This is a genomic window from Curtobacterium sp. BRB10 (assembly GCF_031844325.1).
Taxonomy (GTDB): domain Bacteria; phylum Actinomycetota; class Actinomycetes; order Actinomycetales; family Microbacteriaceae; genus Curtobacterium; species Curtobacterium poinsettiae_A.
Map to the genome: position 1 here is coordinate 306,847 of NZ_JAUZVA010000003.1, position 18,841 is coordinate 325,687.

The 18,841-nt window shown below is 71.9% G+C and carries 16 protein-coding genes, 4 tRNA genes and 1 pseudogene; 10 read left to right on the plus strand and 11 right to left on the minus strand.

What is annotated here, in order from left to right; translation table 11 throughout:
- Nucleotides 1-73: 73 nt before the first annotated feature.
- A complete protein-coding gene (locus Q9R26_RS08230; protein WP_311226986.1) occupies nt 74-1,132 on the minus strand; it encodes an NAD(P)-dependent alcohol dehydrogenase in 1,059 nt (352 codons plus the stop codon).
- Between the two features lie 46 nt (nt 1,133-1,178).
- On the opposite strand from Q9R26_RS08230, the gene Q9R26_RS08235 reads away from it, so the two are divergent.
- On the plus strand, nt 1,179-1,754 hold the full coding sequence (locus Q9R26_RS08235) for a TetR family transcriptional regulator (RefSeq protein ID WP_262138090.1): 576 nt from the start codon (nt 1,179-1,181) through the stop codon (nt 1,752-1,754).
- On the opposite strand, the gene Q9R26_RS08240 is transcribed toward Q9R26_RS08235, so the two are convergent.
- A complete protein-coding gene (locus Q9R26_RS08240; RefSeq protein WP_311226987.1) occupies nt 1,721-2,395 on the minus strand; it encodes a hypothetical protein in 675 nt (224 codons plus the stop codon). The two genes, Q9R26_RS08235 and Q9R26_RS08240, sit on opposite strands and share 34 nt — an antisense overlap.
- 253 nt (nt 2,396-2,648) lie before the next feature.
- A pseudogene (locus tag Q9R26_RS18600) lies at nt 2,649-3,005 on the minus strand (epoxide hydrolase N-terminal domain-containing protein); the annotation flags it as partial.
- A gap of 49 nt (nt 3,006-3,054) precedes the next feature.
- On the opposite strand from Q9R26_RS18600, the gene Q9R26_RS08250 reads away from it, so the two are divergent.
- Together Q9R26_RS08250 and Q9R26_RS08255 are read left to right on the plus strand one after the other, a co-directional pair.
- On the plus strand, nt 3,055-3,345 hold the full coding sequence (locus Q9R26_RS08250) for a hypothetical protein (RefSeq protein ID WP_209134460.1): 291 nt from the start codon (nt 3,055-3,057) through the stop codon (nt 3,343-3,345).
- 30 nt (nt 3,346-3,375) lie between these two features.
- Nucleotides 3,376-3,876, plus strand: coding sequence for a GNAT family N-acetyltransferase (locus tag Q9R26_RS08255; RefSeq protein WP_259577795.1), 501 nt, complete (start codon nt 3,376-3,378; stop codon nt 3,874-3,876).
- 4 nt (nt 3,877-3,880) lie between these two features.
- On the opposite strand, the gene Q9R26_RS08260 is transcribed toward Q9R26_RS08255, so the two are convergent.
- Entirely contained in the window at nt 3,881-4,933 is a 1,053-nt protein-coding gene (locus Q9R26_RS08260) for a BLUF domain-containing protein (protein WP_209134462.1), read from the minus strand.
- Nucleotides 4,934-5,300: 367 nt separating this feature from the next.
- Here Q9R26_RS08260 and Q9R26_RS08265 point away from each other — a divergent pair, with 367 nt between their 5' ends.
- A complete protein-coding gene (locus Q9R26_RS08265) occupies nt 5,301-5,543 on the plus strand; it encodes a hypothetical protein (RefSeq protein ID WP_311226989.1) in 243 nt (80 codons plus the stop codon).
- Here Q9R26_RS08265 and Q9R26_RS08270 read toward each other — a convergent pair.
- The 5 genes from Q9R26_RS08270 to Q9R26_RS08290 form a co-directional block, all read right to left on the minus strand.
- Nucleotides 5,540-5,704 carry a hypothetical protein gene (locus tag Q9R26_RS08270; protein WP_311226990.1) on the minus strand — a complete coding sequence of 55 codons (165 nt, stop codon included), beginning with the start codon at nt 5,702-5,704 and terminating at the stop codon, nt 5,540-5,542. The two genes, Q9R26_RS08265 and Q9R26_RS08270, sit on opposite strands and share 4 nt — an antisense overlap.
- Before the next feature lie 80 nt (nt 5,705-5,784).
- Nucleotides 5,785-7,101: an MFS transporter gene (locus Q9R26_RS08275; RefSeq protein ID WP_311226991.1), complete on the minus strand. Its 1,317-nt coding sequence runs from the start codon at nt 7,099-7,101 to the stop codon at nt 5,785-5,787.
- Nucleotides 7,102-7,251: 150 nt separating this feature from the next.
- Nucleotides 7,252-7,326, minus strand: a tRNA-Val gene (locus Q9R26_RS08280).
- Nucleotides 7,327-7,373: 47 nt separating this feature from the next.
- A tRNA-Cys gene (locus tag Q9R26_RS08285) sits at nt 7,374-7,447 on the minus strand.
- Between the two features lie 82 nt (nt 7,448-7,529).
- A tRNA-Gly gene (locus Q9R26_RS08290) sits at nt 7,530-7,601 on the minus strand.
- A gap of 215 nt (nt 7,602-7,816) precedes the next feature.
- Here Q9R26_RS08290 and Q9R26_RS08295 point away from each other — a divergent pair.
- The 5 genes from Q9R26_RS08295 (at nt 7,817) to Q9R26_RS08315 (ending at nt 14,555) form a co-directional block, all read left to right on the plus strand.
- Nucleotides 7,817-7,889: transfer RNA gene (locus Q9R26_RS08295), tRNA-Val, on the plus strand.
- A 115-nt stretch (nt 7,890-8,004) separates the two neighbouring features.
- Nucleotides 8,005-9,531, plus strand: a complete 1,527-nt coding sequence (locus Q9R26_RS08300; protein WP_311226992.1) for a DUF3375 family protein — start codon at nt 8,005-8,007, stop codon at nt 9,529-9,531.
- Nucleotides 9,528-10,316, plus strand: a complete 789-nt coding sequence (locus tag Q9R26_RS08305; RefSeq protein ID WP_311226993.1) for a DUF4194 domain-containing protein — start codon at nt 9,528-9,530, stop codon at nt 10,314-10,316. The genes Q9R26_RS08300 and Q9R26_RS08305 overlap by 4 nt, the downstream gene beginning before the upstream one ends.
- Nucleotides 10,313-13,687: an SbcC/MukB-like Walker B domain-containing protein gene (locus Q9R26_RS08310; protein WP_311226994.1), complete on the plus strand. Its 3,375-nt coding sequence runs from the start codon at nt 10,313-10,315 to the stop codon at nt 13,685-13,687. The genes Q9R26_RS08305 and Q9R26_RS08310 overlap by 4 nt, the downstream gene beginning before the upstream one ends.
- 553 nt (nt 13,688-14,240) lie before the next feature.
- Entirely contained in the window at nt 14,241-14,555 is a 315-nt protein-coding gene (locus Q9R26_RS08315; RefSeq protein ID WP_209134471.1) for a hypothetical protein, read from the plus strand.
- Between the two features lie 166 nt (nt 14,556-14,721).
- On the opposite strand, the gene Q9R26_RS08320 is transcribed toward Q9R26_RS08315, so the two are convergent.
- A complete protein-coding gene (locus tag Q9R26_RS08320) occupies nt 14,722-16,188 on the minus strand; it encodes an oligopeptide:H+ symporter (protein ID WP_311226995.1) in 1,467 nt (488 codons plus the stop codon).
- 198 nt (nt 16,189-16,386) lie between these two features.
- Here Q9R26_RS08320 and Q9R26_RS08325 point away from each other — a divergent pair, with 198 nt between their 5' ends.
- Nucleotides 16,387-18,513 (plus strand): acyl-CoA dehydrogenase, encoded by a 2,127-nt coding sequence (locus Q9R26_RS08325; protein WP_311226996.1) that lies wholly within the window; start codon nt 16,387-16,389, stop codon nt 18,511-18,513.
- Nucleotides 18,514-18,558: 45 nt separating this feature from the next.
- Here Q9R26_RS08325 and csrA read toward each other — a convergent pair whose 3' ends face one another.
- The gene (gene csrA / locus Q9R26_RS08330) at nt 18,559-18,837 is read right to left on the minus strand and encodes a carbon storage regulator CsrA (protein WP_311226997.1); all 279 of its coding nucleotides are present in this window, start codon (nt 18,835-18,837) and stop codon (nt 18,559-18,561) included.
- Nucleotides 18,838-18,841 lie beyond the last annotated feature (4 nt).

Consider the following 18,841-nt stretch of genomic DNA (forward strand, 5'->3'; position numbering starts at 1 on the left):
TCCTCGTCGCCGAGCCGACGCGGGGCTCGGCATCACCCTCGACGAGGTGCGGGACCTCCGCTCGCCACCGGGGTCAGGCCGACTCGGGCGCGTCGAGGTCGCGCAGGTCGAGCACGAAGCGGTAGCGCACGTCACCGCGCGCCAGGCGTTCGACGGCCGTGGCGACGGCGGCGGCGGGCAGGACCTCGACGTCCGCGACGATGCCGTGCTCGCCGCAGAAGTCGAGCAGGTCCTGGGTCCAGTGGTGGCCGCCGCTGCCCGCCGACGCGAGGCGCTTGCGCCCGATCAGCAGGTCGGTCGTCGCGATCGTCACCGGGCCGAGGTGTCCGAGGCTGAAGAGCGTGCCGTCGAGGTCGAGCACCCCGAGGTACGGGCCCAGGTCGTGTTCCACGGCGACGGTGTCGAGCACGACGTCGAGGGAGCCGCGTGCGGCGTGCATCGCCGCAGCGTCGGTCGACACCACGACGTGGTCGGCCCCGAGCCGCTCGGCGTCCGCGGCCTTGGCCGGCGTCGTGGTGAACGCGGTGACCTCGGCGCCGAGCGCTCGCGCGAGCCGGACCGCGAGGTGCCCCAGACCGCCGATCCCGATCACGCCGAGGCGGGTCCCCGGGCCGACCCCGACGGAACGCATCGGTTCCCAGACCGTGATGCCGGCGCACATCAGGGGTGCCACGGACGCCGGGTCCAGCGCGGCCGGACGGTGGTACACGAACCGGTCACGCACGACGTACCGACCCGCCCAGGCACCGGCTGTGACGGAACCGTCGACACGGTCGCGCCCCGCGTACGTCAGCGTCGGGAACTCGACGCAGAAGTTCTCCTGGCCTCGGCGGCACATCGCGCAGGTGCCGCACGAGTCGACGATGTTGCCGACCGCGACGGGGTCCCCGGTGCGGAAGCCGGTGACCGCCGCGCCGACGGCGACGACCTCGCCGACGAACTCGTGGCCCGGCACGAGCGGGAAGGTGCCGCCCTGCTCCGGTGGCGTGGCGAGGGCGTGCAGGTCGCTGTGGCAGACCCCGCAGAACGTCACGCGGACGTCGACGTCGTCGGGACGGAGGTCGCGTCGGAGGAGCGGGGCCGGGTGGAGGGGATCGTGGAGCGAGTCGGACACGAGTGCGGTGGTGAGCATGGACTCGATACTACCTACTAGTTGGTAGACGCCTAGGATCGATCGTGTGAGCACCGCAGACGACACCCGCGCACGCATCCTCGACGCGGCCACCACCGAGTTCGCGGCGCACGGCATCGCCGGCGCGCGGGTCGACCGCATCGCCGAGCGTTCCGGCATGAGCAAGCCGATGATCTACACGTACTTCGGCGCCAAGAGCACGCTCTTCGACGCCGTCTTCCGCGCCCACGTCCTCGGCAACGGCGACCGCGTGCCCTTCGACGCCGCCGACCTGCCCGGGTACGCGGCCCGGTTGTACGACGACTACCTGGCCGACCCGGCGCTCGTGCGACTCCTCATGTGGAAGCGCCTCGAGCAGGACGGCGCCGGGTACCTGTACCCGGGGTTCGAGGAGCACGACGAGCAGCACCTGCGGGAGATCGCGGCCGAACAGCGCGCCGGACGTGTGCGAGACGACCTCGATCCGGTCGACCTCTGGGCACTGCTCATCGCCAGCGCGGCGACCTGGGCCCAGGGGTCCATCACCGTGGTCGCGACGGCGGAGGACTCCCCTGCCGAGCACGACCGGCGGCGGGATGCGCTCGTGCGTTACGTCGAGGGCGCGCTGCGACCGCCCACCTGAGCGGGGCCGACCGCCGCGCCCGGTCCGACCGGCGCCGCTGCTCCGATCGCGGTCGCGAAGGCGGCGACCTCGTCGGCGAGCGTGCGCGGGACCTGCCACGCGGTGAAGTGGCCACCTTGGTCGAGGTCGTGCCAGCTCCGGACGTCGCGGTACGTGCGCTCCCCGTACGACCGGGGCAACCCGCGCTCGCCGGTCTGCACGGCAACCGCGACGGGCACCTCGACGATCGGAAGTTCCGGCTGCCGCGGGTGGTCGAGGTACGGCCGGAAGGACGACCCCGTGCTCCGGGTGAACCAGTAGAGCGAGACGGTGCGCAGCAGCTCGTCGTCGGTCCACCACGATCCCTCGCCGGACCAGGCGAGCAGTTTCTCGGTGATCCACGCGGCCAGGCCGAGCGGCGAGTCCATCAGGGCCGCTGCCAGGACCTCCGGCCGGGTCGCCTGCACCTTCGCGTAGCCCAGCGCACTCGCCCACTCGGCGTCGTGCTGCCGCAGCCATCCGGCTTCCTCGTCCGTCAGGTCCTGTGCGCGTGACGGCGGCGGGAACGCGGCATGGGTCGCGAAGAGCCCGATCACCGAGTCCGGGTGCAGCGCGGCCAGCCAGTCGCTCGTCGTCGACCCGACGTCCTCCCCGTAGGTCACGCCGGTCGTGGTCGAGCACCTCCGTCATGAGCGCGTGCATCAGCTCGGCGACCACGGGGCCTGTGAACGGGCGTCCCGCAAGCGGAGCCGAGGCGCCGAAACCGGGCAGCGACGGGACGACGACGTCGAACCCCGCGGTCCGGCCGTCAGCGAGCCGGACGATGCGTCCGGAGAGCGCACGGGCGAACGGGAGCATCTCGACGAACGAGTACGGCCAGCCGTGGAACGCGATCACCGGGATGTGCACCGTCGGGTCCCCAGCCGCCGTCAGCCGGGCGAAGTGCAGCTGCTGCCCGTCGACCTCCGCCTGGAACTGCGGCACGGTAGCCAGCTCGTCCTCGGCGCGACGCCAGTCGAACGCGGTCCGCCAGTGCTCGAGCAAGCCGGCCAGGCGCTCCATCGACAGCGCGCTGCCGGCTGCCGCATCGCTGATGAGTCCCGGAACGCTCGCCCGCTGCAGACGGGCGTGCAGGTCGTCGAGATCGGCATCGGACACCTGGAGGCGGATCGGGCGCATGTGACGGACGCTAGCGGCGCCGACCGACACCGCGGGGAACACCACCACGACGGGGTACTGCCCAGCCGGTCCTCCTCGCCGTACGCTGGGCATCGGGCCCGGCCCACCGGGCTTTCCTCGCCTCCCTGAACGGACCACCGACGTGACCCACACCGCACCAGCCGCCACTCCCGCTACGGCCCCGGCGACGACCACAGCGGTTGCACCGCTGAGCCTGCTCGCGGTGGTGGCGATCGCCCTCGCGTTCGTGGCACCGATCGGTGGGCTCGTCGTCGGGTTCCTCGCGCGGCGCGACGTCCGACTGACCGGAGACCGGGGCGACGGGATCGCGTTCGCGGCGATCCTGATCGGGGCGACGCTGACCCTGTTCGGGATCATCGTGCCGCTGTTCCTCGGCGGCGCGGGGGTCCTCGACCTCGACCTCCGGCTCTGAGCGCCAGCGGCCGATCGCTACCCTGACCGTGTGGGCAACGAGGATGACGTCACGACGCTGATCCGGCCGGCGACGCGCGCCGATGCGGATGCGATCGCCCACCTGCACACGGTGTCGTGGCGGGAGACCTACGGACGGTTCGTCGACGACCCGGACGCGAGCCCGTGGTTCGACGCGGGTCGCCGGGTCGACATGTGGCGGTCGACGCTCGCGAGCCCTGGTGTCCGAGGGAGCGTCCGCGTCGCCCTGGACCGCACCGGACTCGTGGGGTTCGCCGCAGCGCAGTCGACTCCGGAGCCGGATGCCGTCCGCCCCGAGGAGCTGACGACGCTCTACGTCCTGGCCCGTGCGCACGGGACCGGAGCCGCCCAGGCGCTCCTCGACGCCGTGCTCGCCGATCGTCCGGCGTCGCTGTGGGTGGCTGCGGACAACCCGCGTGCGCACGCCTTCTACCGGCGCAACGGGTTCGCACCCGACGGGGCCGAGTCGGCGTTCGGCCCCATCCCGCGGACCGTCCGCCTGGTTCGCTGAAGCGTCAGTCCACGGCCGGCGCGGAGATGTCCCACACGGTGGTCTCCTCGTACTGCTCGGACCACCCGCGGCGCATACGGGCGGCGGCGCGGTCGAACGCGTCGACGACGTCGGTGTCCGTGGTGAGGAGCGCCTGCAGACGGAGCCCGTCGTAGAGGGCGAGGAGCTGCTGCGCACCGCGGATCGGGTCCATCGTGGCCGGCTCGCGCCCGGCACGGACGTCCTCCCGCAGTGCTGTCCGCACGGTCTCCCGGAACTGCCCGTACGCGGACCGGTAGTAGTCGGCGCCGTCCGTCGACGGGTCGGTCGAGATGGCGAGCGTCGCGGCGATCAGACGCATGAGCGCCGGGTCCTCAGCGTGTGCGGAGAGCAGCGCGTGCAGGAACGCGACGGTGCCCTTCTCGCCCGCGAGCGGCAGCAGCGGGGCCGACACGGCGCGGGTCCACCGCATCACGGCGGCGGCCAGCAACGCGGGTTCGGACGGGAAGAGCTCGAGGATCTCTGCGGGTCGCATCCCCGACCGGGACGCGACGCTGTCGAGCGAGAACCGGGACAGTCCTCCGTCGTGGATGACCGCGATCGCACCGTTGATCGCTCGGGTGCGCGGAACCTCTTCATCCACGGCGTTCTGGTTCGTCAGCGGGGCCAGCGGGTGCTTCCGGAACCAGTCCAGCAGGGCACGCGCGCGCGACGCACCGAACGCCGGGTCGGTCGGACGGCCGGCGCTGAACAGGTCGCTGAACCCCGGGACGTCGTGCATGAGCGGGTCGAGGGACTGGAAGGCCATCGACCAGTCGGGGAACGAGCGCTGGGTGATCGGCTCGTCGAGCAGCACCCGGACGTTGGTGTGCCGCGGATCGGCTCGGACCTGCTCGAAGCGCTGCCGGACGACGTCGTCCTCGCCCTCGATGATCCCGATGCAGTTGTCGTCGCGGTGCGCGAGCATGCCCGTGACCCCGAGCCGGGTGTTCTTCTCGCGCCCGACCGCGAGGATCTGGGCGAGTTCGGAATCCGTGATCGGACGGGTCTGGGTGCTGGTGTAGACGAGCGATCGCATCGTGCTGCTTCCTGGTCGAGCGGTCCATCGGCGGGAGGGAGGCGCCGCCGTGTCGAACCCGAATCGACACGCCGGCACCTCGCGGTCACCCTAACCAGGGGTGACCGCCTTCACTGCGACGCGAGACGGTCCGTGGCTGCTCGGCATCCGGGGATGCCGACCAATGAATGGAACCACCCAGCCGTCGCCAGCGGTACCCCCACAACGGGGAACGCACGTTCTCCGGCTGTTCCACAGGATACGCGTCAGCGGGCGCGGTCGCCTGAAGGGGGCGTCTCGACGATGCGTTCACCGGTCGTCGGGTCCCACCCGACGGTGCGGGGCTCCGCTGCTCGCGTCCGCACTGTTCGTGTGGCTGGCGACGCGGATGGGACGAGGCTCCGGCAACGCGCGACTCTGGCTGGCCATCATCGCCGGGCTGACCGCCTGCAGCGCAGTGGTCACGATCGTCACGGACGGCGCGGACTGGGGCCTCGTCGATGCCGTGTGCATCGTCGTCGCGGCGGTGCTCAGCTACCTGCCCAGCGCTCGACCGTACTTCCCGCGCGAGGAACGACGCCCGGCGTTGGGCATGCAACCATCCAACCAGCGGTCTGGTGCGAGGCCCTAGGGGCGGTAGTCCTCGCGACGTGGCGGGACCTGCGCCGCGTGCGAATCGGTGAACGGCTTCGCGCCCCGCATCCCGCCCATCGTCTTCGCGATGGTCGTGAGCAACCAGCCCAGTGCCCGTGCCAGGATGCTCAGGATGCTCAGGATGCTCAGGATGCTCATGGTGCCCCCTCGTCGGACGAGCCGTCGCGGCCGTCGCTGAGCCCACGGTACTGCCGAGCGTTGCTGCAGGGCGAATGACCTCAGGCCTGCGATCGGTCCTGATCGGGGCCGGCTCCGGACGGCAACCGCGATGCCACGAGCGTCCCGACGAGTGCCACCACCGCGAACGCCGCGAACCCGAACGGCAGCCCGATCGTGCTGCCGACACCACCGACGACGAGCGGTCCGACGGCGTCCCCGGTCTCACGTCCGAGTTCCGCTGAGCCCATGGTGCGACCGAGGCGATCCGGCGGAGTCGTGCCGGCGAGGTGCGCGAACGCGACGGGTGTCAGCGTGGCGACACCGGCTCCGGCGAGCAGGGCCGCGATGAAGACGGCCACCGCCGATGGTGCGACGGCGACCACCAGGAACGCAGCGGCCACCGCGGCCGTCCCGGCCACACCCGCCACCCCGGTGCCGAGACGCCCGGCGTCGTGCAGACGTCCGGCGACGGGCTGCACGAGCGACGACGTCACCGCGAGGACGGCGACCGCGAGCGTCGACACCAGGAGCGGGATGCCGACCTCGGTGCCGAGCGCGGGGAGCATCCCGGTCAGGGCGCCGATCGCAGCGCTGCCGACAGCCAGGACGACGACCGGGATCAGGAACTGGCGGTCCGTGGCCGCTCGGACCATGACGGCGAGCGTGGCCCGCTGCCGGGGCAGTGGCACGATCGGCTCGACGGCGACGAACACTGCGAACGCCGTCACGAGGGCCATCACGACGAGGATCCCGAAGAGCCACTGCGTGCTGCCGAACTGCACCACGACTGCACCGATGACCGGCCCCCCGGCGTAACCGAGACCCTTCCACGAGCCGTACCGACCGAAGTACGTCCCGCGACGGTGCGCCGGCACGAGGCGGGCGACCGCGGCGGACGACGCCGGCGAGAACGCGGAGGCTCCGGCACCCTGCAGCAGACGGGCGAGCCCGAGCCAGAACGGACCGGTCCCGAAGACGCCGATGAGTGAAGCTGCCGCGAACACCACGAGTCCGCCGACGATCACCGGTCGTGGGCCGATGCGGTCGGACAGGGCACCGAAGACCGGCTTGAGGATAAGTTCGGCGACGTCGTACAGCGCCAGGAAGAGCCCCAGCCACGCGAGCGTCAGGCCGAGTTCGAGGTGCTCGCCGCCGACCGCCGCCGCGATGCCGTTCGCCCCGAAGGCGGTCACGAACCCCGCTGCGTACAGCGGAGCGAGCCGAGGGGGCGTGGTCGTCGACAGGGCGGTCACGTGACCACCCTGGCCGACCGCGCTCTGGTCCACCAGCTCCTCGTGGTCGACACGCGGGCCGGCGAACACCGCGCGCCCTGCGGTGAGGCCGGTCGGCTCGATCTGGACCATTCCGGTCGGCACCGGGCCCCGTCGCTACCGCTCGCGGCGGCCCGGGCCGCAGCGTCGCAGGCGTCCACGCACCATCGCGGGCCGGAATGACCGGGAACGCCAGCAGCCGGGGACGAACGAAGCCCCCGGCCGGACCTGATGGTCCTGCCGGGGGCTTCGTGGTGGTGGGCGATACTGGGATCGAACCAGTGACCTCTTCCGTGTCAGGGAAGCGCGCTACCGCTGCGCCAATCGCCCAAGTCCCTGCGTGGACCGGGGTCCATCAAGGTCTTGGAGGGTGGATCTGGAGGTGGGGACGGGATTCGAACCCGCGTGGACGGCTTTGCAGGCCGCTGCCTAGCCTCTCGGCCACCCCACCATCGAGGTTCACGTCTCCGTGAGTACCCGAACGGTGGGATACCCTCTGGTGAGTCGCGGGCCTTCGAGAAGACCCACACTCGAGCGGATGACGAGATTCGAACTCGCGACCCTCACCTTGGCAAGGTGATGCGCTACCACTGCGCCACATCCGCACTTGTCGTTCCGCTGTCGCGGCGACGACGTAAACTCTATACGCACCGGGGCACTTCCGCCAAAATCCTCCCCGTTCACCGGGCGTGTCCCCCGAGTTCATGCGGATCGGGGCGGTTCGACACCCCCTGGCGGCAGCGCGCCACACCCGGGCCGCGCGATGTGTTCGATGCACCGCCGGACTTCCGCTAGTATCGATCCGCACGAACAGTGCAGGGGGCGATTGGCGCAGTTGGTAGCGCGCTTCGTTCACACCGAAGAGGTCATCAGTTCGAGTCTGGTATCGCCCACGCAGCAAGAAACACACCACTGACAAGAGCCCGACGCAGCAGCGTCGGGCTCTTGTCATCTCCCCGGTCCGCCGCTCGCGGGCCGGACCACCAGCACGATCGGACGAAGGGGCGCATGACCGACGTCGACCTCGAGTTCGCACGGGTCCGAGCGGTCCTCGACCGTCCCACCCTGCGGCTCATGTCCCGGCCGACCAGCGCCACCGTCCTCGCCGTCTTCCGCACGGTGTTCGACCGAGACGTGCAGTACGTCCCCGCCGACCGCATGCACCTGCAGGTCGAGGAGCACGTCGCGCGTCTGCAGGCCGCGGGTGCGCGGGTCCCCGCGAGCGAGCAGAACGAGGGCGACGATGAAGCCCGACCGAACGGTCGCGCGCTCTGCCGCGAGTGGGTCGCGGCGCAGTGGCTCGTCCGCTCGAACTCCCCCGACGGCGACGAGCAGTACTCCCTGACGAGCCACGCCCTCGAGGCGCTGAGCCTCGTCGACGCCCTGTCGGCCGACCGCGCCCTGATCAGCGAGAGCCGGCTGGCGATGATCGTCGACGCGGTGCACCGGTGGGCGGCACGCGCCGAGCCCGACCCCGACGTGCAGATCCGCCGGATCGACGCCCAGATCGCCGAACTGCAGGCCGAACGGGAACGCCTGGAGCACGGCGACGACGTCGTGGCCGTCGACGACGACCGGATGCGCGACGGGTACACGAACATCTCCGACCTGATCCGGCAGCTGCCGAGCGACTTCAAGCGCGTGGAAGAGGCGGTCGCGACGATGCACCGCTCGATCGTCGAGGACTTCCGGCAAGAGGTCCGCCCGATCGGCGAGATCCTCGACGACTACCTGGCGCGCACCGACAACCTGATGGAAGCGACGCCCGAGGGCCGTGCCTTCGAGGGCGCCTTCGAGCTCCTCCGCGACGACGCCCTGCTCCTGCGGCTCCGCGACGACATCGCGACGATCCTGGCGCACCCGTTCGCGCAGGGCCTCGGCGCCGGCGAGCGTCGTGCCTTCCGCAACACGGTGACGATCCTGCGCCAGGGCATCGAGGACGTGCTCGCCCAGCGCCGTCAGCTGACCGCCACACTCCGCGACCAGATCGTCGCCCACGACGTGGTGCGCGACCGCGAGCTCGACGCGGTGCTCCGCTCGATCAACCGCGGCCTCGCCACCCTGATGGACCAGGGCGGTGCGCGCGACCGCATCCCGCTGCCGCTCCTGCCGGCGGCCGCCGAGGTCGGCACGCTGCGCGAGCGCTTCTACGACCCGGACGCCGAGTCCGTGCCGCCGCCCATCGAGGAACCCGACGACGACGTCTTCGAGGACCTCGACGTCGAGATGCTCCGCAAGCACGGCGGGCCACTCCTGACCGAGCTGCGCGCGGCGCTCCGCTTCGCCGAGGCCGACTCCAGCGTCGACGCGTTCCACGGGCTGCCGCCCGAGCAGCGCCGTCCGGTCGAGCTCTTCGGCCTCGCACACCTGCTGACGGGGCGCGACGACTTCGAGTCGGCCGCCCACGTCGCCGAGCACCGCACGGTCCGCCCCGACGGCACCACGATCACCTTCCACATGCCCACCGCTGCGCTCGACGACGAGCACCGTCCGGTCGGCGACACACACGACGAGAACGCACAGGAGGCACGGTGAGCGACACGACGCCGGCACCGGTCGACGACACGGTCCCCTACGACGACCCCGCATCCGTGATGCAGGACGACGAGCGCGACGAGTCCAGCTTCGCCCTCTTCGAGGGCGACGAGGGCCGGCTCGACGAGCACCAGCGCCGCGCACTGGTGGCCCTGCTGCGGCACTCGTACGTCAGCTCCCGCACGCACCCCGACGAGTGGCGTGCGGTCCTCGACGCCGAGTACCAGCTGCGGTCCCGCCTGAACGACCTGTTCCTCGAGCTCCACGTCGACCGTGACCGCGAGGTCGCCTGGAAGCGCCAGGCCCGGTCGGAGAGCCAGCGCCGCACGTTCCCGACCCTGCTCCGCGACCTGCCGTACACCCGCGAGGAGACGATCGTCCTCGTCTACCTGCGGATGCGACTGCGCGCCGACGCCCGACCGGGCCCGGACCAGGTCGTCGTGGACCGCTCCGAGATCCTCGGGCACGTGGCGGGCTTCCGTCCGGCGACCGCGACCGACCGCACCCGCGACGAGGGCCGGGTCGCCAAGGCCATCGAGCGCCTCGTCACCGCGCGCATCCTCATCCGCACCTCCGACCCGGACCGCTTCCGGGTGGCGAGCGTCGTCGAGGTGCTGCTCCCCCTGGAGCGCCTGCTCGAACTGGACGCCTGGTTGCGGACCACCACCGCGCAGGGTGAGGCGACCGCCCCGGGCGGCGAGCCGACCGACGGGGACGACCCGCGCCTCCCGGCAGACGGCGAAGCCGAGACCGACACCGACGACGAAGGCGAGACGGAAGCGTGAATGACACGTTCGAGATCCCGGCGCTCTTCGACACGGTCGCGCAGTGGCGCGCCGAGTCGATGCAGGTCGTCAACTGGGGTGGGTTCCACGGCCACCGGCAGGTCGAGCTGTCCGGCACGGCGACGCTCATCTCCGGCGCCTCGGGCACGGGCAAGTCCACGCTGATGGACGCCTACCTGGCCGTGATGATGCCGTCCGACGTGCCGTTCAACGGCGCCTCGAACGACGCCACCACCGGGCGCGCGCGCAGCGCCGACCAGCGCAACCTGCTCACGTACCTGCGCGGCAAGGTCGACACCCGTCGCGACCCGGAGACCGGCAGCCTGCGCGACGTGAACCTGCGCGGCGACGACCAGACCACCTGGGGCGCTGCGGCGGTCACGTTCCGGAACGACGACGAGCGGCGCTTCACGGTGCTGCGTGCGTACATCGTGCCGAAGCGCGCCCGCGGGGTCGGCGACATCCAGATGACCATGGCGACGGTCGACGACACGTTCGACCTGCGCCGGCTCGAGGAGTTCGTGCCGTCGCGGTTCCACCACCTCGAGCTGACCGGCCGGGTGCCGGGGCTCGTCATCCGCGACACCTACCAGGAGCTCGCCTACACGCTGCAGACCCGGCTCGGCATCGGCGACTCCGGCGGCGGCAACCGAGCGATGCGCCTGCTCGCCCGGATCCAGGCCGGCCAGCACCTGCCGACCGTCGACGCGCTGTACAAGTCGCTCGTGCTCGAGACCCCCGGCACGTACGAGGCGGCCGACCGGGCACTCGCGCACTTCTCCGCCCTCGACGAGGCGTACGAGGCGATGGACACCGAGGAGCGCAAGGTCCGCATCCTCTCCCCCATCACCGACCTGCACGACGAGATCGCGCGCGCGACCGAGGCCGCAGCGGCGCTGGACGGCATCGCGACCGGCGCCGAGGTGTCGCCGTTCGCGCACTGGACGGCCTCTCGGAAGCGCGACCTGCTCGACGCCGAGGTCGCGCGCAACGCCCGGGAGCGCACGGCATCGCGGGCCGAGGTCGCCGCGGCCGAGGCCCGGCACGCCGCCGTCGAGATCGAGCTCCGCGACGCCGAGGCCCGGCTCCGCGACCAGGGCGGCAACGCGCTCGCCCAGCTCGAGGACCGCATCGAACGGCTCACCCGTGAACGCGACGCGGTGGTCCGCACCCGCGCCACCTTCGACGAGCGCACCGCCGTGCTCGGGCTGTCGGCGTCGCTCTCGTCGGAAGCGGGCTTCACCAGCGCGCAGCGGGCGTCCCACGACTTCCTCGGCACGTACGCGGACGCACGCTCGTCGTTGGACGACCGCCGCGACGCCCTGACCCGCGAGGAGTACCCGCTCCTCGACCGCGAACGGTCCCTGCGGCAGGAGCGCCAGTCGCTCGAGCACCGGCAGGGCGCCATGCCGCTGCCGATGCACGAGGCCCGGCTCGCGATGGCCCGCGCCGCCGGCATCGACCCGACCGAACTGCCCTTCGTGGCGGAACTGCTCGACGTGCTGCCCGGCGAGGAGCGCTGGCGCACGGCCATCGAGTCCGTCCTGGCGCCCGTCGCCCGGACGCTGCTCGTCGACCAGGACCGCCTCGGCGACTTCAGCGAGGCCATCGACGCACTGCACCTGCCCGTCCGCGTGCAGTTCGAGGGTGTGCCGACCGGCCCGCACCTGGACCTCGACGGCGACCCGGCGATGGTCTCCGGCAAGCTCGCCATCAAGCCGTCGCCGTTCAGCACCTGGGTGCGCGAGCGGATCGAGTCCGACCGCACCGACGCCCGCTGTGTCGCCTCGGCGTCGGACCTCGGCGGTGGTGGCCGTCGGGTCACCGAGTCCGGGCAGCTGCGTGACGGCCGTCGTGGCGCCCACGGTGACCGCCGGCAGTCGAACGTCATCGGCTTCACGAACGAGGCCCGCGTCGCCGCGGTCGAGCAGGAGCTCGCCTCGATCGCGCAGGACCTCGCCACGCTCGAGGCCCGCCGCACCGACGTCGCGCAGGACCTGACGGCGCTCGACGTGCTCCGCGCCGCGCACCAGCACGTGGTCGACGCCACGTGGGCCGCGATCGACGTCGACGGGCTCGGCACGTCCCTGGCCCGGCTCGACGAGGAACGGCAGGCGCTGCTCGCCGCCGACGACGGCCTCCGGACGCTGCGGGCCTCGGTCGCCCGGCTCCGGAAGTCCCTCGACGAGGCGGCCGACCGTCGCTCCGCGGCGCGGCTGTCCGTCCAGCGGCTCGAGGAGCGCCACGCGGTGCTCGTCGACGGCCAGGACGCCGCCGCCGAGATCCTGGAGCGCTTCGAGTCCTCGCCCGGTTCGCTGCCGGACGACCAGCAGGCCCGCCTGCTCGAGGAGACCTTCGAGGAGATCGGCGCCCCGGACGGCGTCGACGGCTTCGACGACGCCACGCGACGGCTGAAGCGCCGGCTCGAGGAGCGGCTCACGCAGGCGCTCGACGGTGCCGCGGCGGCCTCGACCTCGTTGACGCTGACGTTCCAGCGGTACCAGGACGCCTGGCCCGACCCGAACCTCGGCACCGGTGTCGCGTCGTACCCCGATTACCACGCGATCCTCGACCAGATCGTGGCGACCGGCCTGCACGCACGTCGGAGCGAGTGGCGTCGACGCCTGTCGCAGTGGAGCGGCGAGGACCTCGTCCCGCTCGCCGGCGCCTTCGACCGCGCCGTCGTCGAGATCGAGGAGCGCCTCGAGCCGGTGAACGAGATCCTGCGGGAGCTGCCGTTCGGTGCCAACCGGGACCGTCTGAAGATCCAGATCCGTCGGGTCACGCGCGAGGACGTCACCGCCTTCCGCCGCGAGCTCCGCGCCCTGTCGGCGTCGGTCGACACCGAACTGACCGACGACGTGCTCGAGACCCGGTTCCGCAGGCTCCGACGCTTCATGGCGGTCATCCGCCCCGACCCGGACGCCGCCCGGGGCCGTACCACCCAGCGCGACGCGGTACTCGACGTCCGCCGGCACATGGAGATCACCGCCGTCCGGTACGACACCGACGGCAACGATCTCGGCGTGTACTCGTCGCTCGGCGACAAGTCCGGTGGTGAGACGCAGGAACTCGTGGCGTTCATCGTCGGTGCCGCGCTGCGCTACCAGCTCGGCGACGAGACCCGTCCCCGGCCCCGGTTCGCGCCGGTGTTCCTCGACGAGGCGTTCATCAAGGCGGACTCGGAGTTCGCCGGCCGCGCGGTCACCGCGTGGCTCCGGCTCGGGTTCCAGCTCGTCGTGAGTGCGCCGCTCGACAAGGTCACGGCGCTCGAACCGTCGATGGAGCGACTCCTGTCGATGCGCAAGCACCCCGAGACGGGCCACTCGTCCATCACTGAGATCGCCCGGGCGGAGCCGGCCGCCGTCTGACGCGGCCGGGTCTGATCGTGCGTGTCGGCTGGACGTGCGTGTCCGCTGGTCGAGGCACCCCGCTCAGGTTCGCCGAGGGGTCACGAACCGTCGCCTGGCGGCGCCGCCGCCGACAGTTCGCGACCACCCGACGCGCCGCAGGCGGGGTGTCCTGACCACCCGGTCAGCGGCCTGGAGGCGCGGCGCGGGCCCGCCACGGGCCTCCCGGCCGTCGTCTCGCCGGTCGCAACACCCCGCTCAAGTTCGCCGAGGGGTCACGACGCGTCGCCTGGCGGCGCCGCCGCCGACAGTTCGCGACCACTCGACGCGCGCAGGCGGGGTGTCCCGACCACCCGGCCCGCGGCCTGGAGGCGCGGTGCGGGCCCGCCACGGGGCTCCCGGCCGTCGTCCCGCCGGTCACAACACCCCGCTCAAGTTCGCCGAGGGGTCACGAACCGTCGCCTGGCGGCGCCGCCGCCGACAGTTCGCGACCACTCGACGCCCGCAGGCGGGGTGTCCCGACCAGCCGGCGGCCGGGCCGTCAGCGCGTCGACAGGTGCCGCACAGACGTTCCATGACCGCTCGCCGCTACGGTGGTGGCGTGTTCGGACGCCGCCGCTCCCCCAGTACCCGCCCCGACGACAGTCCCGGTCTCGGCATCGGGGCCCTCGTGCAGGTCGTCGACACCGATCGGGGTGGCGAGCAGTGGGCCGACGAGCCGATCGGGGTGATCGTGGCTCCAGGCGGCAGCCAGATCGGAGGGACGCAGCGCACGTGGACCGTCGCCTTCGAGGAGCCCGTGTACACGAAGGACGGCCGCGGCCCCTTCGAGCGCGCGACCGTCCTGAGTCGTCAGCTGGTGCCGGTCACGACCGACAGCGGCGAGTAGTCCGGGTCAGGGACTCAGTACTCCTCGGAGCCGCTCTTCATCATGGCCGCGACGGCCATGCAGCACCCGACGCCGCCGAGGACGCCGACGCCGATGATGATCCCTGCGATGAGTTCGAGCATGGGTGGTGACTCCTAGGTTGCGTCGGCGTGTGGCTCCGCCCAGGTTACCGGATGCCGCACATGAGCCGCAGCACCGGCTTGGCCAGGAGCAGCAGGACCACGCCCACCACGACGGCGACCAGGCCGAGGATCGTGAAGTACGGTGCCTCGTTCGCCGGGTCGTAGTAGCGGGACAGCACCCCGGTGACGGCGGTGCCGAGCGACACCGACAGGAAGAACAGCGCGACCATCTGCGTCTGGAACTTCGGCGGCGCGAGCTTCGTGGCGACGGACTGGCCGACGGGCGAGAGCAGCAGCTCCGCCAGTGTGAAGACCAGCAGGATGACGACGAGCGCGAGCAGGGGCGTGCCGTTCTCGCCCGAGCCGGTGAACGGCAGGAAGAGCAGGAACGCGAGCCCCATGATCCCGGTGCCGAGCGCGAACTTCGTCGGGGTGGACGGCTGGCGGTCGCCGAGCTTCGTCCACAGCGCCGCGAAGACGCCGGACAGCACGATGATGAAGACCGGGTTGATCGACTGTACCCACGAGACCGGCATCTCCCAGCCGAACAGCGAGCGGTCGAGGCGCTCGTCGGAGTAGACCGTCACGACGGTGAACTGCTGCTGGTAGAGCGACCAGAACACGGCGCTGCCGATGAACAGCGGGATGAACGCGAAGACCCGCGACCGCTCGTCACGGGTGATGCCACTCGACAGGATCACGACGAAGTAGCCGATGGTGGCCAGCACGACGACCGCCACCACGACGGTGGGCAGGTTGCCGACGGTGAGCAGGCCGGTCAGCACGGCGACGACGATGACGACCAGCGCGACGACCACGCCGGCACCGATGAGCGGCAGGCGGCGGCGGTCGACGGGGTTCGCCACCTGGCGGACGACCTCGGGCAGCTTCCGCCGCCGGATCGCGTACTGCACCAGACCAGCGGCCATGCCGACGGCGGCCAGACCGAAGCCCCAGTGGAAGCCGAGCGAGCTCTGCAGCAGCCCGGTGAGCAGCGGTCCGAAGAACGCCCCGAGGTTCACGCCGAGGTAGTAGAGCGAGAAGCCGGCGTCGCGGCGCGGGTCCTCGCGGCTGTAGAGGCCGCCGACGATCGTCGTGGCGGTGGCCTTGAGTCCGCCGGAGCCGAGCGCGATGAGCACGAGGCCGACCCCGACCCCGGCCACCCCGGGGATGAGCGCGAGGGCGATGTGCCCGAGCATCACGACGATCGCGCTGCCGAACAGGGTCCGGTCCGCACCGATCAGCCGGTCGGCGATCCACGCCCCGATGATCGTGAACAGGTAGACCGCGCCGCCGTAGGCACCCATGATGCCGGTGGCGATGCCCTTGTCGATCCCCAGGCCGCCCTGCGTGACCGTGTAGTACATGTAGATGAGGACGATGCCCTGCATGCCGTAGAACGAGAACCGCTCCCAGAGCTCCACGGCGAACGGTGTCGAGAGCTCGAACGGTTGCCCGAAGAAGGTGCGTCCGGGACGGCTTCCGCGGTCCGCGGGGGTGGTACGTGACATGGCGGCCAGTCTGCCCCTGGCGGGGTGCGCACGCCGAATCGTCGAACACGGCTCAGGTCTTTGGAGGGTTCCCACGACCTCGTGACGGCACCGACGACACGGGCTTGTGCGGCCCGCACGGCGTTCCCGCCACTGTCGGCACCGGTGTCTAGCGTGGACAGTGCAACACGGACACCGCAGTTCAGGAGGACTCCGCCCATGGTCGACACCGCACCCGCCCAGCGCACCACCCCCGCCAGCGGCAACGACACCGCGACGGACGTCGACGCGCCGAACGCCGACGCCGCCGGCGACCCGGCAGCGGGCACCCCGACCGCCGGCACGGACACCGACGTCCGCATCGACGTCGAGCTGGTGCAGGAACTCCTGCTCGGACGCTGGGCCGAGGACCGCCGGATCTCCCGGCGGCTCGCGCTCGATCCCGCGATGCAGAAGATCGAGGGCCAGCCGATCCCCGAGCACCGGGCCCGCGTGCTCGAGCAGCTCCTGACCCTGGTGGACGCCGGGGCGATCCAGCGCCCCTACCCAGCCGAGTTCGGTGGCCAGAGCAACCACGGCGGCAACCTGGCGGCGTTCGAGGAGCTCGTCACCGCCGACCCGTCGATGCAGATCAAGGCCGGGGTGCAGTGGGGACTGTTCGGGTCCGCCGTGCACCACCTGGGCACCGAGGCGAACCACCGCGAGTTCCTGCCGGGCATCGTCTCGTTCGAGGTCCCCGGCTGCTTCGCGATGACCGAGACCGGCCACGGCTCGGACGTGCAGAGCATCGCCACGACGGCCACGTACGACCCCGCGACCGAGGAGTTCGAGATCCACACGCCGTTCCGCGGTGCCTGGAAGGACTACATCGGCAACGCGGCCCTGCACGGCCACGCCGCCGTCGTGTTCGCGAAGCTCGTGACCGCGGGCGTCGACCACGGCGTGCACGCCTTCTACGTCCCGCTCCGCGACGCCGACGGGGCGTTCCTGCCCGGCGTCAGCGGTGAGGACGACGGTCCGAAGGGCGGCCTGAACGGCATCGACAACGGCCGGCTCGCGTTCGACCACGTCCGGGTCCCGCGCACGAACCTGCTGAACCGCTACGGCGACGTCGCCGCGGACGGCACCTACTCGTCTCCGATCGCCTCGCCCGGCCGCCGGTTCTTCACGATGCTCGGCACCCTGGTGCAGGGCCGGGTCTCGCTCGACGGCGCCGCGGTCGTGGCGCAGAAGATCGCGCTGCAGATCGCCCTGACGTACGCGATGCAGCGCCGTCAGTTCCCGACCGGTGACGGCACCGAGGGCGTGCTGCTCGACTACGGCCGGCACCAGCGCCGTCTCATCCCGCGCCTGGCGACGGTGTTCGCGCAGTCGTTCGCGCACGAGAAGCTCCTGCGCACCTTCGACGACGTCTTCAGCGGGCGCGAGGACACCCCGGAGCGACGGGAGGACCTGGAGACCCAGGCGGCGGCGTTCAAGTCGATGTCGACCTGGTCGGCGCTCGACACCCTGCAGGAGGCCCGCGAGGCCTGCGGCGGTGCCGGGTTCCTCGCCGAGAACCGTCTGACCGGGCTCCGCGCCGACCTCGACGTCTACGTGACGTTCGAGGGCGACAACACCGTGCTGCTGCAGCTCGTCGGCAAGCGCCTGCTGACCGACTTCCGTGCGAAGGCCCCGAAGGACCCGGCGTCGACCGCGAAGTTCGTGGCGGCCGTCGCGGCGTCGAAGCTGGCCGACGCGTCCGGGATCCGCCGCCTCGGCCAGACCGTGGCCGACCGCGGCTCGCTGGCCGCGAGCGTCGCCGACCTGCAGGACCCCCGCACGCAGCGCGAGCTGTTCGCCGGTCGGGTCGACACCATGGTCGCCGAGATCGGCATGCGCCTGGCGTCGGCCGGCAAGGACCGAGCCCGCGCCGCCCGACTGCTGAACCGCTCGCAGCACGAGCTCATCGAGGCGTCGAAGGCGCACGCCGAGCTCATGCAGTGGGACGCCTTCACCGAGGCGCTCGACGAGGTGACCGAGGGCGACACCCGTCGTGTGCTCGTCTGGCTGCGCGACCTGTTCGCGCTCGGCCTGCTCGAGCAGCACCTGGACTGGTACCTGCTGCACGGCCGTCTGTCGGCGCAGCGTGCCCGTGCGGTGTCGGCGTACATCGACCGGCTCGTCGCCCGGGTCCGGCCCATCGTGCCGCAGCTGATCGAGACCTTCGGGTACGAGCCCGGTCACGTCCGCGCACCGATCGCGCTCGGTGCCGAGCAGGCCCGACAGGACGAGGCACGCGCCTGGTTCGCCACCGAGGCCGCCGCGGGCCGGCTGCCCGAGCAGGAGAAGAAGCCCCGCCCGTGACGGACGCGCAGCCGCGCCCGTGACGGGCGTGGCTGCGTCGGACCGCTAGGACTCGGTCGGTCCAGACGGAGTCGGGCCGTCCGCGGCAGCCCCGCTACGTGCCCCGAGCGCCGCGCGCAGCTGCGCCTCGGCGTCGTCACCGGCAGCGGCGGCCTCGGCGTTCGCCTCGGCGACCGCACGCACGACCTCTTCGCGTTGGATCTTCACGCCGCGCGGGGCGTCGATGCCGATCCGGACGCCGTCGCCCCGGGAGTCGAGCACCGTGATGACGATGTCGTCGCCGACGAGGATCCGCTCGCCGACCTTCCGCGTGAGTACCAGCACCCGT